The following is a 16,010-nucleotide window of genomic DNA, read 5'->3' as shown; positions in this document are numbered from 1 at the left end:
AGGCTCGGCCCCGCGCCCCGCTTCCCGCACTTTCCTTTCAATGGCCAGACTGCGAAAGGCAGGGCGTGGCGAGGATGAAGCTTGTCTGCGCCGTTCCGAACAAATCGCATTGTTGCATGGACCGGGATCGTTTTCCGGGATCGACATCCGCTCCAAAGCGGATTAGGTCGGTTGCGGCTTACCTTGCCGGGAATGCCGCGCCCCCGCCACTCCAAAGCTCCGACCATGAAGCCCACCCTCGATATCGCCGACCTCAAGGAAATCGCACGCCGCCGCGTGCCGAGAATGTTCTTCGACTATGCCGATTCCGGCGCCTGGACCGAAAGCACCTACCGGGCCAACGAGGAGGACTTCAAAAAGATAAAGTTCCGGCAGCGCGTGCTGGTCGACATGACCGGGCGCTCACTGGAAAGCACTATGATCGGCGAGAAGGTGGCGATGCCCGTCGCGCTGGCGCCGACCGGGCTGACCGGCATGCAGCATGCCGACGGCGAGATGCTGGCGGCGCAGGCGGCGGAGGAGTTCGGGGTGCCGTTCACCCTGTCGACCATGTCGATCTGCTCGATCGAGGACGTCGCCTCGGTGACCAAAAAGCCGTTTTGGTTCCAGCTCTACGTCATGCGCGACCGCGATTTCGTCATCAATCTGATCGACCGGGCCAAGGCGGCGAAATGCTCGGCGCTGGTGCTGACGCTCGACCTGCAGATTCTCGGCCAGCGCCACAAGGACCTGCGCAACGGATTGTCGGCGCCGCCCAGGATGACCCCGGCGAACATCGTCAACATGGCGTTCCGCCTGCCCTGGTGCGCGCGCATGCTGAAGACCCGGCGCCGCAGCTTCGGCAACATCGTCGGTCACGCCAAGGGCGTCGGCGACCTGTCCTCGCTCTCCTCCTGGACCAACGAGCAGTTCGATCCGCGCCTGTCGTGGAAGGACGTCGAGTGGATTCGCGAGCGCTGGGGCGGCAAGCTGATCCTCAAGGGCATCCTCGATGCCGAGGACGCGAAGCTGGCGGCGGCGACCGGCGCCGACGCGATCATCGTCTCGAACCATGGCGGCCGCCAGCTCGACGGCGCGCCGTCCTCGATCTCGGTGCTGCCGGGGATCGTCGAGGCGGTCGGCGACCGCACCGAAATCCATCTCGACGGCGGCATCCGCTCCGGCCAGGACGTCTTGCGCGCGCTCTGCCTCGGCGCGCAGGGCACCTATATCGGCCGGCCCTTCCTCTACGGCCTCGGCGCCTTCGGCAAGCAGGGCGTGACGATGGCGCTGGAGATCATCCGCAAGGAGCTCGACATCACGCTGGCGCTTTGCGGCAAGCGGCTGATCGGCGAGGCCGGCCCGGATCTGCTCTACAAGGAGTAGTGGTCCTTTGCGAGGTGACTGCGCCCGGCATCTGCCATGCGCAGCCTCGGTTCCCGGTCAGCTTATCGAGGCACGCCGGCCGACCAGACGTCCCAGTCGGCGATGATCGTGTCGGTGAGCGCCGAGCCGACGCGGTAGGCGTTGGTCACCGAAGGCATGAAGCCGCCCGACTTGGCGCCGAGCGAATCGATGGCGGTCTGTCCCGGCGCCTCGCGGTCGAAGTTCGAGGCCGTCCGCAGCACCGCGATCCGGCTGAAATCCAGAATCCCGGCATCGGCGCCGCGCTTCAGCGCCGTCAGCGTCGCATTGTCCTCCATCTGCGTGGTGCAGTAGTTCGCCTTGCCGTCGGACACCTGCGCCGTCCACCGCTCGACGGCATCGCCGATCTTCGAGCCGTGCCAGTAGGTGTCGAGCGAGACCGTGTCGCACAGCTTGACCGACGGCTTGCCGCGCGCGGCCTCCTCCTCATAGCGGCTGCGATATTGGGCGGCATCGTCGCCATCAGCGAGTTCGACGGACTTCGTCAGCTCGAACGCCTTTTCGGCGAGAGCCGAGTTGAGAGCGTAAACCTCGGTGCCCGCGCCCCAGCCGGCCTTCTCGCCCGGTCGCTTGGCGCCGAGCGCCACCATGCCGTCCGGCCAATCCTGCGGAATCTGCCGCGGATCGATGTCGTGGCGCAGCCCGCCGTCGACAACGTAACGCGCCCACAGCGCCGAGCCCAGCGTGCCGTCCTTGGGATCGACGCCGGCGATCCCGCCGATCAGGAAATAGGTCTGGCCGAGGTCGAACTGCTTGCCGAACACCAGCGCCGCCACCGAGCTTGCCGCATTGGAGAAGCCCATCGCCGTCGTCATCAGGCAGAGCCCTTCGGAATCGCAGGACACCTCCGGATATTCGCCGGACAGACCGGGCACCTTCACCTTGGTGTCGAGCTTCTTGCCGGCGAGCCACGGTTTTGCTTCCTCGCCGAACATGGTGATTACCAGCACCTTCGGCTTGATCGGCTCGCCGGCGCGTGCCTGAAGGCTCCAGGTGCCGGAAAGGGTGGCTGCCACGAGCCCGAAAAGGGCAGCCAACTTCAATCGTCCTTGCATCTATGTTCTCGCATGAATCGTTTCGACCTGACGCGATCACCATGCCGCCGGCGATCCGATCGGGGAAGGCGGAATCGTGCATGACAGAATTGTGAACCGACGCCCGGACTGCCGCCTTCGTCGGCGTGTCGATGCAAAGCGACGCGGCCGTTACGCATCCGGCTGTCGATTATGCGTCCGCTGATGCAGGTCGCGGACGATGCGGCTGGCGGTGGTCTCGAACAGGAAGGGCAGGACGGCGTGGACCAGCGCCGCAAACGCCGCCGCGAACAGCCGCGCGGAGAATCCGGCGGCAAACGCCATGTGGCCGAAATAGGTCTCGCCGACGGAAGCGGGATGATCGTGAAACAGTCTTGCCAGCCGCGTTGTCATCTGCCGTCCTCCATTATTGCCGAACGGTGGCATGATAGGTCCGTTGCAGCGACTGCTTTTCCCAATTCGTCTCTTGAATTGGAGAATGTTTGGGACGATCATCCCAAGATGACGAGTGAAATCGACACCATCGACCGCCGCATCCTGGCGGAGCTGCAGCGCGACGCCATGCTCTCGGTCGACGACGTCTCTGCGCGCGTGAATCTGTCGCGCAACGCCTGCTGGCGCCGCATACGCCGGCTGGAGGACGCCGGCGTCATCACCGGCCGCGTCGCGCTGGTCGATCCGGAAAAGCTCGGCGTCGGCCTCTCGGTCTTCATCATGGTGCGGACCTCCAACCACGATCCCGACTGGCTGACCCGTTTCCGCGCCGCAGTCACCAGCCTGCCGGAGATCACCGGCGTCTACCGCATGTCGGGAGACCTCGACTATGTGCTGCGCGCCCGCGTCGCCGACGTGAAGGCCTATGACCGGCTCTACCAGCGGCTGATCGCCAAGGTGCCGCTGTCCGACGTCTCCGCCTCCTTCGTCATGGAGGAGATACGCGAGACGACGGTCGTACCGGTGGAGGTCAGATAGAAACTCCAGAGGTTGATTCGCTTCACGCGTTTCTGCTGGACGAGGAGGCGGCTCTTCTCGTAGTTGGGGATTCGTGAGCGGCCGCGTTGCATCGAAGAGCGCGACGGGCCAGACAGCGCCAGTTCACCACAAGGGCATCTCGATGAAACCGTCCCTCGGCGTCGTCCGCCTCCCGCACGCGCATGGCCTCGATTTGCCTGCCTATGAAAGCGCCGGCGCGGCCGGCCTGGACCTGCGCGCCGCCGTCGCCGACGACCGGCCGATCCTGATCCTGCCGGGAAGGCGCGCGCTGGTGCCGACCGGGCTCATCCTGGAAATCCCGGAAGGTTTCGAGGGGCAGGTGCGGCCGCGCTCCGGCCTTGCCCTCAAGCACGGCATCACCTGCCTCAACACACCGGGAACCATCGACTGGGATTATCGCGGCGAGGTGAAGGTGCTGCTCGTCAATCTCGGTGACGACGACTTTACAGTGACCCGCGGCATGCGGGTGGCCCAGCTGGTGATCGCGCCGGTGGCGCACGCCGCGATCGAGGAGCGCAGCCTGGCCGGCGGCACGGCGCGCGGCGCCGGCGGCTTCGGTTCCACCGGCACCGCCTGAGCCGGTCGCCAAAAGCCGGCCATCCCGGCGGCAGGAGCCTTCAGCGGGCGGACCTCCGCCGGCGAGAAATGGGTGCAGTTCCATCCGAGTTTTGACATGATTGCTGCGGAGAATCCCGCGCAGCCCCGGCGACCGCGCCGGTGCAGGCAGGATCTGACGGTCACAACTCGGCTAAACAGGCAATGCCATGGACAAGGGCAGCACGTTCCGCAGCCTCCACGAGGCGCCGGGCATCTTCGTGATGCCCAATCCCTGGGATCCGGGCACGGCCAGGCTGCTGGCCTCGCTCGGCTTCAAGGCGCTCGCCACCACCAGCGCCGGTTTCGCCTTCTCGCGCGGGCTGGTCGACGGTGGCGTCGGCTTCGAGGCGATGGTCGCGCATTGCCGCGACATCGTCGCGTCCGTCGAGGTGCCGGTCTCCGCCGACCTGGAGAAGGGCAAGGGCGACAGCCCCGACAGCGCCGCCGAGACCATCTTCGCCGCCGAAGCGGCCGGCCTGGCAGGCTGCTCGATCGAGGACCACACCGGCGATCCCGACGATCCGATCTACGACTTCTCGCTCGCGGTCGAGCGGGTCGCGGCGGCGGCCGAGGCGGCCAGGGCGCTGAAGAAGGACTTCGTGTTCACGGCGCGCGCCGAGAATTTCCAGTGGGAGCGCCCCGATCTCGACGACACGATCAAGCGCCTGCAGGCGTTCGCCGACGCCGGCGCCGACGTGCTCTATGCGCCGGGCATCTCCGATGTCGCCACCATCCGCGCCATCTGTTCGGCCGTGCCCCGGCCAGTCAACGTGCTGGCGGTGCCCGGCCTCAGCGTCGCCGCGTTGGCGGAGGCCGGCGCCAAGCGCATCTCGCTGGGCTCTAAGCTGACCGCCCACGCCTTCGGGGCGCTGCGGCGCGCCGCCAACGAGATGCTCGGCGCCGGCACCTTCGAATTCGCCCGCGAAACCATGTCCTTCGGCGAACTCGAGGCGCTGTTTTCCGGCAAGGAGTGATGGGCGGGCTTTCCCGCCCGCCAGAACGGCGATGCGGATCTCAGAGTGTCCGCACCAGCTCCTCCAGCTGGTCGGTGACCTGGCTCCAGCCCTCGTGAAAACCCATATTCTCGTGGGCGTCGCAATCTTCCTTCGACCAGTGGGTTACCCGTGCCGTGTAGCGGGTCTTGCCGCCTTCGTCGTCGAAGGTGAGGGTGAGCGTCATGAACGGCTTCTCCGACGGCTCCCAAGCCCTGACATAGGCATCGGTGACGACCAGGCGCCGGTTCTCGACGACATCGAGGTAGACGCCGTGATTCGGGAATTCCGTGCCGTCGGGACCGGCCATCACGATGAGGTTGCTGCCGCCGGGCCGCACGTCGAGCTCGGCGCGCGGCGTCGACCACGGCTTCGGCGCGAAGAATTTCGTGATGATCTCGGGATCCGTCCAGGCCCGGTAGAGCTTTTCGCGCGGTGCGTCGATGACGCGGGTGAGCAGGAGCTCGCGCTCGGAGGGGCGGGAGGTCTGGGCGGTGGGGTTCATATCCTGTCTCCACATGGACTGTTTGTTCGGGGCCGTTGACGCGCGCCGAGCGCACGGTGCCGCTCTTATGACGTATGGCAGTCTCGCATGCCGACACCACCGGGGCAAAATTCCTGCCCTTTCGATCTCGATGCCGCCGGGCTGCCTTGCGGGCGGATGCGTCGTACCAAATTTCGCCACGCTGCCGATTCATGCTTCGTTTACCAGCCGGCGTCAGGCTGGCGAGGGGGCCGGACCCCGGGGAAGACCGCATGACGTTTCTGATCGCACGGGCGGCGCGGGCCGCCGCCGTCCTTGCCGCGATGCTGGCCTTTGCCGTTCCGGCCGCGCAGCCGGCGCAGTCGGCCGAACTCGCCAAGGATCTGTTCGGCAGTCAGCGGCTGCCGGCCGCGACCGCGGCGAAGTCCTACGGCTTCTATTCGAAGGGCTGCTTCTCCGGCGGCCTCGCCATCGCCACCGACGGACCGACCTGGCAGGCGATGCGGCTGTCGCGCAACCGCCGCTGGGGCCACCCTGTGATGATCAACCTGGTCGAGAAGCTGTCGCGCCAGGCGACCGCCGACGGCTGGCCGGGCCTGCTCGTCGGCGACATCTCGCAGCCGCGTGGCGGCCCGATGCTGACCGGCCACGCCTCGCACCAGATCGGCCTCGACGCCGACATCTGGCTGACGCCGATGCCGGACCGCCGCCTGACCGCGGAGGAGCGCGAGAACATGTCGGCGATCTCCATGATCCGCAAGGGCGGGCTCACCGTCGATGATCGCATTTGGACGAAGGCCCATGCGCGGCTCCTGAAGCGGGCGGCGAGCTATCCGGAAGTCGAGCGCATTCTTGTCCATCCGGGAATCAAGAAGAAGCTGTGCGAGACGGTGACCGGCGACCGGTCGTGGCTGCGCAAGGTTCGGCCGTTCTGGGGTCACGACTACCATTTCCACATCCGTATCGGTTGCCAGCCCGGTTCGACCGGCTGCAAGAAGCAGGCGGAGACGGTGCGCGGCGAGGGCTGCGACGAATCACTTGCCTGGTGGTTCACCGAAGAACCGTGGCGGCCCAACAAGAACCCGGACAGGCCGAAAGCGCGCGACATCATGACCATGGCGAGCCTGCCGAAGGAATGCCGTGCCGTCCTCAGCGCCCCGGAACCGGTCTCGGAAGCGGCGGTCACGGTCGGACCGGGCGCCGATGCCATGGCCGTGGCGGCGGCGGAAGCAGCGGCGCCGGCGGTGCTCGAGCCGGCGGGAAGCGCACCAGCGGTCGCCTCCACCGGCGCCATCCCGCTCAACGCGTTCGCGCCTACACCGGAGATCGGCATTCCGCTGCCGCGTCCCAGGCCGGGGTCCTAATCCGGCGGCTTCCCCCGCGCACAGTTCCCGTCTATGAGCCTTCAATCGGTTTAACGGTGGAGGCCAGCCCATGGCATCCCGATTGCGGCTGGCGCTGATCGCGCATGACGAGAAGAAGGACGACCTGGTCGCCTTCGCGCGCGGCCATGTCGGCTTCCTCGAGACCTGCGACATCGTCGCCACGGGCACGACCGGCGCCCGCGTTCTCGACGCCTGCCCGGGCCTGCGGCTCCAGCGCCTGAAGAGCGGTCCGCTCGGCGGCGACCAGCAGATCGGCGCGCTGATCGCCGAGGGAAAGGTCGATGCCCTCATTTTCTTCGTTGATCCGCTGACGCCGATGCCGCATGACGTGGATGTGAAGGCCCTGATGCGGCTGGCGATCGTCTACGACATACCGATGGCGCTCAACCGGGCGACCGCCGAGATCATCCTTCGCGACTACGAGAACGGCGCAAGCCGCGCTTCCGCAAGGGAGGACGATGTGCATGGCTGAGGCCGAGGACGGTTTTCGCTTTCCCATCCTGATCGGCGACGTCGGCGGCACCAATGCCCGCTTCGCCGTCGTCGAATCGGCCGATGCCGAGGCTGGCGCGCCGCGCGTCGTGCGCACCGCCGATTTCCCGACGATCGACGAAGCCATCCAGGCCGCGGTCCTGGACGATGCCGCAATCCGCCCGAAATCCGCCGTCATCGCCGTGGCCGGTCCGGTGGACGGTGACGAGATTGCGCTGACCAACTGCCCCTGGGTGGTGCGGCCGAAGGGCATGTTCGGCAGCCTCGGCCTCTCCGACATCGTCGTGCTCAACGATTTCGAGGCGCAGGCGCTCGCCGTCGTGGCACTCGGCGAGGAGCATATGGAGAAGATCGGCGGCGGGGCGCCGGAGGCCGGCGCCGCCCGCGTCGTGCTCGGGCCGGGAACTGGCCTCGGCGTCGCCGGCCTCATCCATTCGCGCGGCCTGTGGATACCGGTACCGGGCGAGGGCGGCCATATGGACATCGGTCCGCGCACCGACCGCGACCGCCAGATTTTTCCGCATCTCGAGCCGATCGAGGGGCGCATCTCCGGCGAGCAGATCCTGTGCGGCCGCGGCCTGGTCAACGCCTACCGCGCTACCGCGCTGGCCGACGGCGGAACGCCGCGCTTCACCACGCCGGCCGAGATCACCGCCGCCGCGCTCGAGCGTACCGATCCGGTGGCGGAGGAGGCCCTTGCCTTCTTCGTCACCTGCCTCGGCCGCACCGCCGGCGACCTGGCGCTGGTGTTCAAGAGCCAGGGCGGCGTGTTCCTGACCGGCGGGATTGCCCAGAAGATCGTGCCGGCGCTGCGCGAGCCGCGATTCCGGGCGGCCTTCGAGGACAAGGCGCCGCATACCGAGATGATGCGGGGCATGCCGGTCTACGTCATCACCCACACGCTGGCGGCACTCGCCGGGCTCGCCGCCTACGCCCGCGCGCCGCAGCGGTTCGGCGTCGAAACCCGCGGCCGGCGCTGGCGCAGCTGAACGGTATCTTCGACATTCAGGCAGCGGATTTTTGGGGCGAAGCACGCTTCCGTCTGGCCCGTTGCGACTTGTCGGTAGGCGTTGCCGACAGCGTCAGGCCAAGCGCGTTCAGCACGGACAGCACGGTCGCGAATTCGGGATTGCCGCTGTCGCCCAGCGCCTTGTACAGGCTTTTGGGGTTAAGCTTTGCGGCTGCAGCGATGTCGGCCATTCCTCGTGCACGAGCAACGAGTCCTATAGCGTCCCGCACTTCGGCCAGATCACCGGTTTCGAGCGCGGCTGTGATATAGGCCGCCTGAAGTTCCGGGGTATCGAGATATTCGGCCGCATCAAAGCGAGTCGTGTCCATCTCTCAGTCCTTTCAATTGTCAGCCATGTCCAAGGCTCGCTGTATGTCCGCCTGCTGCCTCCGCTTGTCCCCACCGCACAGAAGAACGACGAGAGCCGCGCCGCGCTGCATGTAGTAGACCCGATAGCCTGGCCCGTAGTCGACGCGCATCTCCATGACCGGCCCGCCGACCGGCTTGACGTCACCAGGATTGCCCCGCTCCATCCGACGGATGCGCTGCAGGATGCGGGCCGCTGCATTTGCGTCACGCAAGCCGCGCAGCCACTGCGCAAATGGCGGACTTTGGCGGACCTCGATCATGCGTCGGTAGCCTATAGGCGACCTGCGGACCGGGCAAATACTTTTCTCACGCCTTGCGGCGATGTGTCCTTCCTGGGCGGCGCGGACGTCACATGGCCGTTTGTTCGTGCGGAAGCCATAGGCAAGGCCGCCCGTTGCCGCTATGAGGAGCCGCCGGCCGCGTGCCGGCCAAAGAAACGCGAGCCGAACCGGAATTGAAAACCAAACACGACAAGAGGCGGGCCGATCCAGGTGAGGTCATCGCCATCATCCGGCGCATCCTCTCCGAGAACGGCCGTGACTATGTGCGCAGCTACGTGGCCGCTGGCCTATGCCTGCTGGCAACGGCGGCGACGACGGCCTTCGGCGCATGGATCATGCGCGACGTCATCGACCAGATTTTCTACAAGCAGCGCAGCGACCTGATCGTCCTGATCAGCGTGTCCATCTTCGCCGCCTTTCTGATCCGCGGCTTCGCCAGCTATGCCCAGTCGGTCATCCTCGCCAGGGTCGGCAACAACATGGTGGCGCGCTATCAGCAGCGCCTGTTCGACCATCTGATGAGGCTCGGCGTCGACTTCCACACGTCGATGCGCTCCGGCCAGCTGGCCGCCCAGATCAGCCAGAACGTCGGCGGCGTGCGCGACCTGCTCAGCACCACCCTGAGGGCCGTCGTTGGCGACGTCGTCACGCTGGTCGCCCTGGTCGCCGTCATGGTGATGCAGGATCCGATGCTGTCGATCTTCGCCTTCCTGATCGGACCTCCGCTCGTCTACGCCGTCAACAACCTGATGCGGCGCATGCGGCGCATCAGCCGCGAATCCGTCGAGGTCAATTCCCGCCTGCTCGGCGCCATGCAGGAATCGACCCAGGGGATCGCCGTGGTGAAGGCCTTCACCATGGAGGAGCAGCTGTCGCGGCGGATCGCCAAGCTGATCAAGGACGCGGAGTGGCGCAACAACAAGATCGCCCGCGTTTCCGAGCGCCTCACGCCGATATCGGAGATTCTCGCCGGCGCGGTCGTTGCCCTGGTGGTGGTCTATGCCGGCTACCGCTCGACATTCAGCCAGCAGCCGCCCGGCGCGGTGTTCTCCTTCATCTCGGCGCTGCTGCTCGCCTATGACCCGGCGCGCCGACTCGCCCGCGTCCAGGTCAGCCTCGAGCGGTCGCTGGTCAATGCGCGCATGATCTACGAGATCCTCGACCTGAAGCCCCGGCAGGGCGACGTCGCCGACGCCAGGCCTCTGGATGTGACGAAGGGCGAGGTACGCTTCGACGACGTGCGCTTCGGCTACAACCAGGACCTGCCGGTGCTGCATGGCGTCAGCTTCGTTGCCGAGGCCGGCAAGATGACGGCGATCGTCGGGGCGTCGGGTGCCGGCAAGTCGACGCTGACGGCTCTGCTCGAGCGCTTCTATGATGTCGAAGGCGGCTCGATCCTGATCGACGGCCAGGACATCGCCAAAGTGACGAAGCGGTCGCTGCGCGAGCAGATCGCCTTCGTATCGCAGCAGCCTTATCTGTTCGAAGGCTCGATCGGCGACAACATCCGCTACGGGCGCGAGAGCGCCACGGAAGCCGAGGTGCAGCGGGCCGCGCAACTGGCGGCGGCGGACGAATTCATCCGCGAGCAGCCGCAGGGCTACGACACGCTGGTCGGCGAGAATGGCGTGACCCTGTCGGGCGGCCAGCGCCAGCGTGTCTCGATCGCCCGCGCCATCGTGCGCAATGCGCCGATCCTGCTGCTCGATGAGGCCACATCGTCGCTCGACACCGAATCGGAGGCGCGCGTCCAGGACGCGCTGGCCACCGTCATGCAGGGCCGGACCGTCATCGTGATCGCGCACCGCCTGTCGACGGTGGTAAATGCCGACAAGATCGTGGTTCTGGAGAACGGCCTCGTGGTCGAGGAAGGTACGCATCAATCGCTGCTCGCCGATCCGCACGGGGTCTATGCGCGCTTCCACCGCGTTCAGAGTTCGAAGGGCCTCGGGCTGGTGAACGACATCAAGCGCGCGGCGGATCCGGCAAAGCGCGCCAAGCGGACGGGAGCACCGGCATGAGCGAGATGGGACTCGTCGTCGTCGGTGCAGCCGGCCGCATGGGCCAGACGCTGATCCGCACGGTGCAGCAGGTTGCCGGGGTGCGCGTCGCCGGCGCCATCGAGCGCGCCGGCTCGCCGTTTCTTGGCCGCGATGCCGGGGAACTGGCCGGCGTCGGCCCGCTCGGGGTGCCGATCGTCGACGATCCGCTGCCGGTCTTCGCCAAGGCCGACGGCGTGCTCGATTTCAGCGTTCCTGCTGCGACCGTGGAGTTCGCCGGCTATGCCGCGCAGGCCCGTATCGTCCACGTCATCGGCACGACAGGGTGCTCGGCGGAAGACGATGCCAGGATCGCCGCGGCGGCCCGCCACGCCACCGTCGTCAAGAGCGGCAATATGAGCCTCGGCGTGAACCTTCTCGCCGTGCTGGTGGAGCAAGCGGCCAGGGCACTCGGGCCGGAGGATTTCGACATCGAGGTGGTGGAAATGCACCACCGCCACAAGGTGGATGCGCCGTCGGGCACCGCGCTGCTGCTCGGGCAGGCCGCGGCCGCGGGGCGGGAGATCGGGCTTGCCGACAACAGCGTGCGGGTGCGTGACGGGCATACCGGCCCGCGGCCGGAGGGCGCCATCGGCTTTGCCACCTTGCGCGGCGGTTCGGTGGTCGGCGACCATTCGGTGATCCTCGCCGGTCCCGGCGAGCGCGTGGTGCTCACCCACAACGCCGAGGACCGCGCCATCTTCGCGCGCGGCGCGGTCAGGGCGGCCCTCTGGGCGCACGGGCGCAAGCCCGGCCTCTATTCGATGCGCGACGTGCTCGGACTGGCATGAGCGCAGCAGTCAACCGCAACAAGGGGTAACGAATGTCCGGAACACTCGTGCTGGTCCGCCACGGACAGAGCGACTGGAACCTGAAGAACCTGTTCACCGGCTGGCGCGACGTCGACCTGACGGAGCAGGGCCATGCGGAGGCCAAGGCCGCCGGTGCCACGCTGGCGGCGCGCGGGCTCAAATTCGATCTCGCCTTCACCTCGGTGCTGCAACGGGCGCAGAAGACGTGCCAGCACATCCTCGACGCCGTCGGCCAGAGCGACCTCGAGACGATCCGCGACCAGGCGCTCAACGAGCGCGACTACGGCGAACTGTCCGGGCTGAACAAGGACGACGCACGCCAGAAGTGGGGCGAGGAGCAGGTGCATGTGTGGCGCCGCTCCTACGACATCGCGCCCCCCGGCGGCGAAAGCCTGAAGGACACCGGCGCCCGCGTCTGGCCGTATTATCTGCACGACATGCAGCCGCATGTGCTGCGCGGCGGCACCGTCCTGGTCGCCGCGCACGGCAACTCGCTGCGGGCCCTGATCATGGCCCTCGACGGCCTGTCCAAGGAAGAGGTGGTGAAGCTGGAACTCGGCACCGGCGTGCCGATCGTCTACCGCCTGAACGCCGATTCGACCGTGGCTTCGAAGGAGGTTCTGACGGCCTAGGGTCGGAAAGGAATCCGGCCCATCGTCTGCTCGATTCGGCCGCGGCCGGTCGCGATGCGGTGGTTCGCCCGTTGGACAGACCGGATCGCCTCCGGCGGAGCGGATGGCGTCTGCCGCCGGGATGGGTCATTCGGCCGCAAGAAAGTTGCCATCTGTGCTCAATTCGACACGGCGGCACCAAACCAAGCAAAAACAATGTGTTGGGAGCAGTTCGGCGACTCGCCGGAGGCTCTCGGTTAGCGAAGCGTTTACGCTGCAGTTTCAATGCTAATGATCCGACGGAGTTTGACATTGACGCTTTGGGTCCAGTCCGTCATGTCTTCGCGTGCTGCCGGACGGAGCCGCGGGGACAGAGTCGGCGAGGCAGAGGGAATTGGTTTGGCAAGTGACTGTCTGATAGAGCTTTCTTCCGCTCGCAGCGGACGCGCAGGTCTGACGGCTCGCAGGGTCGTCGTTGCCGCGTTGCTGCCGATGCTGGTCGCAGGCTGCAATGCTTTCTCCGGCGACGGCCCGATGGCCTCCTCGATCGTGTCCGCTTCCGACAACAAGGGTCAGAACCCGCGCCAGAACCCCAAGCAGCAATACGTCTTCGACGTGGTCGACATGACGCCGAATGTCGCCTCGGTCGTGGCCGCCTACCAGAGCCCGGCCTTCAACAAAACGTTCGGGCTCGGCAAGGGCGGCGTCAATCCGACGATCGGCGTCGGCGACGTGCTGCAGATCACCATCTTCGAGGCGGGGCCGGACGGCTTGTTCTCCACCCAGGACAACAAGGCGACGTCGGTCACCGTCACCGTGCAGCCCGACGGGCGGGCGCCGGTGCCCTATATCGGTGCCGTGCAGTTCGCCGGCAACACGCTGGAAGCGGCCCGCAACTCGATCGTCCAGTCGCTGAAGACGCGGGCCGTCGAGCCGGACGTGATCGTCGGGCTCGCCGAGAACGCATCGCGCACCATCGCCGTCAACGGCGTGGTGGGCAAGCCGTCGGTCGTCCCGCTCGGCCTGTCCAGCGAGCGGCTCACCGACGTCATCGCCAAGGCCGGCGGCCCCACCAACCCGCCCTACGACACCTTCGTGACGCTGACGCGCGGCGGCAGGACCGGCAAGGCGCTGCTGCAGACGCTGATCGACCGGCCGTCGGAGAACATCTTTGCACGGCCGGGCGACCAGCTCTTCCTGACGCACGATCCGCAGACCTTCTCGGTCCTCGGGTCGACGGGCAAGACGGCGAAGATCCCGCTCGGCGCCGCCAGCATCAGCGTGATCGAGGCGGCGGCACTGGCCGGCGGCGCCAATGCGTCGCGGGCGAATCCGCGGGGCCTGTTCATCTTCCGCTACGAATATGCGCCGGTGCTGCGGTCGATTCTCGGCGAGCAGCGCTTCCAGGTGCTTGCCTCCAAGGGCATGCATCCGAACGCGGCGGACATGTATCCGATCGTCTACCGCATCGATCTGTCCAAGCCCGACGCCTATCTGGTCGGCCAGAACTTCCCGATGCGCAACAAGGACGTGCTCTATCTGGCGCAGCATCCGTCGGTGGAAATCTTCCGCTTCATGAGCGCCGTGGCGCAGACCTTCGTGATCGCCCGCGCCGTCAGCTCGTTCTGACGCGCGGCGCCGTCAACGTCATCCATGACCGACCGATCGGTGACGCGGCTATAGTCACGCCGCGACGATTGGGATGCCATGTGCCGAGATCCTCTCGGCCGCATTCCGCTCTGCCGTTCATCTTGACCGTCTGCGCCGCCCCTCACCTGCCAGCCTAATGGTTGCGCTCTCCCCGCTAGAACGGGAGGAGTCGCCTGCCGCGGCTTCTTCGCAAGTCTCCAGCGGTGCCGATTGGCGAGTTCGGCAGCCACAGCGTCCTTTCCGTCCTGGGCTAGTCGAAGGAATCCGGGGAGAAGTGCCTAATTTTAGCAGGGCGATGAGGGACGGCGCGAACGCTCAACACAAGCTGTGGGTACGAGCGGGCGCCGATCGACCCACGGCCATTCGATCCCGATCGGGCGACGCGCTCGCCTCGGGCATCACCTGGTGCAGATGTCTCGGCCCCAGACATGCCGGAATGCCCTTCCCGGATAGTCCCTGACGACCGCGGGCTCCGGCATGGTCGAGGGCGCGCCAACGCCCGCCCCGAGGGGACCCGGGCCGCTACTGCTCCAGCATGCCCTTGGCGAAGGAATCGGTCAGCGGCTTCACCAGGTACTGGACGAGCGTGCGCTCGCCGCCGCTGACGATGATCTCCGCCGGCATGCCCGCCTGCAGGCGGCCGCGGATCGTGTCCGGGATGTCCTTCTCCGCCACACTGATGCGGGCGTTGTAGTAGGGCTCGATCTGCGGGTTCTCCGGCATGATGATGTCGGGCGACAGCACCTGCACCGATCCGAAGATCACCGGGGTCAGCCGGCTGGAGAAGCCGGGGAAGCGCACCTCGGCCTTGCCGCCGATCATCACCTCGTCGACGTCCATCGGACGCACCCGCGCGTTGATGATGAATTCGTCGTTGATCGGGACGATCTCCATCATCGCTTCGGCCGGACGGACGACGCCCGTCTTGGTGTGGATCTTTATGTCCTGCACCATCCCCCTGACCGGAGCGCGGATGACGGTGCGATCGAGGATGTCCTGCGCCTGCTTGACGCGCTCGGACACTTCGGCGACCTGGTCGCGGACCTCGCGCAGCTCCGTGCTGGCGCGTTCGACGAATTCCTGGTTGAGCTGCAGCGCCCGCAGCTTCGTCTCGGCGATCGCTTCGTTGGCCTTGGCCATGTCGGCGATGAGGCGGCCGAGATTGCCTTCCAGTTCCATGCGGCCGCGCATCAGCTGCGCCACATGGTTGGTCGACACATAGCCCTTGCGCTGGCCCTCCTCCATGCGCTCGATCTGCTCGACCAGCGAGCCGCGCTGGTCTTCGATCGACTTGCGCTGCGATGTCAGTCCGCGCGATTCCTCCTCCAGCTGCGTGGCGCGGGCATTGAGAATGCTCGTCTGTCCGTCCCTGGTCGCCTTGCGGTCGCGGAAGAGCGTGCGGTGCAGCTTGATGTAGGCGGGCTCTTCCGTGCTCTGCGGGTCGAAGATGTCCGGCGGGAAGGTGATGTCGTCCGCATTGATGCTCTCGGCCTCCAGCCGCGCTTCGGCGGCGCGCAAGAGGGCGAGGCGTTCGCTGAGCACGGTGAAATTGCCGACCGCCTGCGTCGGATCGAGGCGGACGAGCACGTCGCCGACCTCGACCACGTCGCCGTCCTTGACGGTGATTTCGGAAACGATGCCGCCTTCCAGGTGCTGGATGATCTTGCGATTGGTAGAGACGACAACGACACCATGCGCCACCACGCCGCTGGACAGCGGCGCCGTCGCCGCCCAGGTTCCGAACACGCCGAAGGCGAGCGCGATCGTCGCATAACCGGCGACCACGTATGGGGCCGGAGAGAAGCTCTTCTCGGGCGTCTTCTTGGGCGTCATCGTCCTATCCTGCCATCTCGCCGGC

17 protein-coding genes are annotated in these 16,010 nt (G+C 66.8%); 11 read left to right on the top strand and 6 right to left on the bottom strand.

Annotated features, from left to right (window positions below; genetic code table 11):
• The first annotated feature begins 225 nt into the window (after nt 1-225).
• The gene (locus tag AC5JDC_RS06660) at nt 226-1,365 is read left to right on the top strand and encodes an alpha-hydroxy acid oxidase (RefSeq protein ID WP_495840226.1); all 1,140 of its coding nucleotides are present in this window, start codon (nt 226-228) and stop codon (nt 1,363-1,365) included.
• 62 nt (nt 1,366-1,427) lie between these two features.
• Here AC5JDC_RS06660 and AC5JDC_RS06655 read toward each other — a convergent pair whose 3' ends face one another.
• Both AC5JDC_RS06655 and AC5JDC_RS06650 read right to left on the bottom strand, forming a co-directional pair.
• Nucleotides 1,428-2,441 (bottom strand): purine-nucleoside phosphorylase, encoded by a 1,014-nt coding sequence (locus tag AC5JDC_RS06655; RefSeq protein ID WP_495840224.1) that lies wholly within the window; start codon nt 2,439-2,441, stop codon nt 1,428-1,430.
• Between the two features lie 168 nt (nt 2,442-2,609).
• Complete coding sequence (locus tag AC5JDC_RS06650; protein WP_106774023.1) at nt 2,610-2,831, bottom strand: DUF6356 family protein; 222 nt, start codon at nt 2,829-2,831, stop codon at nt 2,610-2,612.
• Nucleotides 2,832-2,939: 108 nt separating this feature from the next.
• Between AC5JDC_RS06650 and AC5JDC_RS06645 the strand changes: the two genes are divergently transcribed.
• The 3 genes from AC5JDC_RS06645 (at nt 2,940) to AC5JDC_RS06635 (ending at nt 5,002) form a co-directional block, all read left to right on the top strand.
• Nucleotides 2,940-3,410 carry an Lrp/AsnC family transcriptional regulator gene (locus AC5JDC_RS06645; protein WP_495840221.1) on the top strand — a complete coding sequence of 157 codons (471 nt, stop codon included), beginning with the start codon at nt 2,940-2,942 and terminating at the stop codon, nt 3,408-3,410.
• 142 nt (nt 3,411-3,552) lie between these two features.
• Complete coding sequence (dut, locus tag AC5JDC_RS06640) at nt 3,553-4,008, top strand: dUTP diphosphatase (protein WP_495840219.1); 456 nt, start codon at nt 3,553-3,555, stop codon at nt 4,006-4,008.
• A 187-nt stretch (nt 4,009-4,195) separates the two neighbouring features.
• A complete protein-coding gene (locus AC5JDC_RS06635; RefSeq protein WP_495840217.1) occupies nt 4,196-5,002 on the top strand; it encodes an isocitrate lyase/PEP mutase family protein in 807 nt (268 codons plus the stop codon).
• 40 nt (nt 5,003-5,042) lie between these two features.
• Here AC5JDC_RS06635 and AC5JDC_RS06630 read toward each other — a convergent pair whose 3' ends face one another.
• On the bottom strand, nt 5,043-5,525 hold the full coding sequence (locus AC5JDC_RS06630) for an SRPBCC family protein (protein WP_495840216.1): 483 nt from the start codon (nt 5,523-5,525) through the stop codon (nt 5,043-5,045).
• A gap of 251 nt (nt 5,526-5,776) precedes the next feature.
• Between AC5JDC_RS06630 and mepA the strand changes: the two genes are divergently transcribed.
• From mepA to AC5JDC_RS06615, 3 genes are all read left to right on the top strand, one after another.
• The gene (mepA, locus tag AC5JDC_RS06625) at nt 5,777-6,868 is read left to right on the top strand and encodes a penicillin-insensitive murein endopeptidase (protein WP_495840215.1); all 1,092 of its coding nucleotides are present in this window, start codon (nt 5,777-5,779) and stop codon (nt 6,866-6,868) included.
• Between the two features lie 70 nt (nt 6,869-6,938).
• Entirely contained in the window at nt 6,939-7,361 is a 423-nt protein-coding gene (locus AC5JDC_RS06620) for a methylglyoxal synthase (RefSeq protein WP_495840213.1), read from the top strand.
• Complete coding sequence (locus AC5JDC_RS06615) at nt 7,348-8,370, top strand: glucokinase (protein WP_495840211.1); 1,023 nt, start codon at nt 7,348-7,350, stop codon at nt 8,368-8,370. Before AC5JDC_RS06620 ends, AC5JDC_RS06615 begins: the two co-directional genes overlap by 14 nt.
• Nucleotides 8,371-8,386: 16 nt before the next feature.
• On the opposite strand, the gene AC5JDC_RS06610 is transcribed toward AC5JDC_RS06615, so the two are convergent.
• Entirely contained in the window at nt 8,387-8,719 is a 333-nt protein-coding gene (locus AC5JDC_RS06610; RefSeq protein WP_495840209.1) for an addiction module antidote protein, read from the bottom strand.
• Nucleotides 8,720-8,731: 12 nt separating this feature from the next.
• On the bottom strand, nt 8,732-9,019 hold the full coding sequence (locus AC5JDC_RS06605; protein ID WP_495840207.1) for a type II toxin-antitoxin system RelE/ParE family toxin: 288 nt from the start codon (nt 9,017-9,019) through the stop codon (nt 8,732-8,734).
• 194 nt (nt 9,020-9,213) lie between these two features.
• Between AC5JDC_RS06605 and AC5JDC_RS06600 the strand changes: the two genes are divergently transcribed.
• From AC5JDC_RS06600 to AC5JDC_RS06585, 4 genes are all read left to right on the top strand, one after another.
• Entirely contained in the window at nt 9,214-11,061 is a 1,848-nt protein-coding gene (locus AC5JDC_RS06600) for an ABC transporter ATP-binding protein (protein WP_495840205.1), read from the top strand.
• Nucleotides 11,062-11,066: 5 nt separating this feature from the next.
• On the top strand, nt 11,067-11,870 hold the full coding sequence (dapB, locus tag AC5JDC_RS06595) for a 4-hydroxy-tetrahydrodipicolinate reductase (protein ID WP_495840240.1): 804 nt from the start codon (nt 11,067-11,069) through the stop codon (nt 11,868-11,870).
• 32 nt (nt 11,871-11,902) lie between these two features.
• Nucleotides 11,903-12,523: a 2,3-bisphosphoglycerate-dependent phosphoglycerate mutase gene (locus AC5JDC_RS06590; protein ID WP_106774034.1), complete on the top strand. Its 621-nt coding sequence runs from the start codon at nt 11,903-11,905 to the stop codon at nt 12,521-12,523.
• Nucleotides 12,524-13,036: 513 nt separating this feature from the next.
• Nucleotides 13,037-14,131, top strand: a complete 1,095-nt coding sequence (locus AC5JDC_RS06585) for a polysaccharide biosynthesis/export family protein (protein WP_165816152.1) — start codon at nt 13,037-13,039, stop codon at nt 14,129-14,131.
• A 543-nt stretch (nt 14,132-14,674) separates the two neighbouring features.
• On the opposite strand, the gene AC5JDC_RS06580 is transcribed toward AC5JDC_RS06585, so the two are convergent.
• Complete coding sequence (locus AC5JDC_RS06580) at nt 14,675-15,985, bottom strand: HlyD family type I secretion periplasmic adaptor subunit (RefSeq protein WP_495840203.1); 1,311 nt, start codon at nt 15,983-15,985, stop codon at nt 14,675-14,677.
• Nucleotides 15,986-16,010: the final 25 nt, after the last annotated feature.

The organism is Kumtagia sp. (assembly GCF_059502445.1).
The sequence above is the reverse complement of the archived record's forward strand: the minus strand, read 5'-3'. Positions and strand labels throughout refer to the sequence as shown.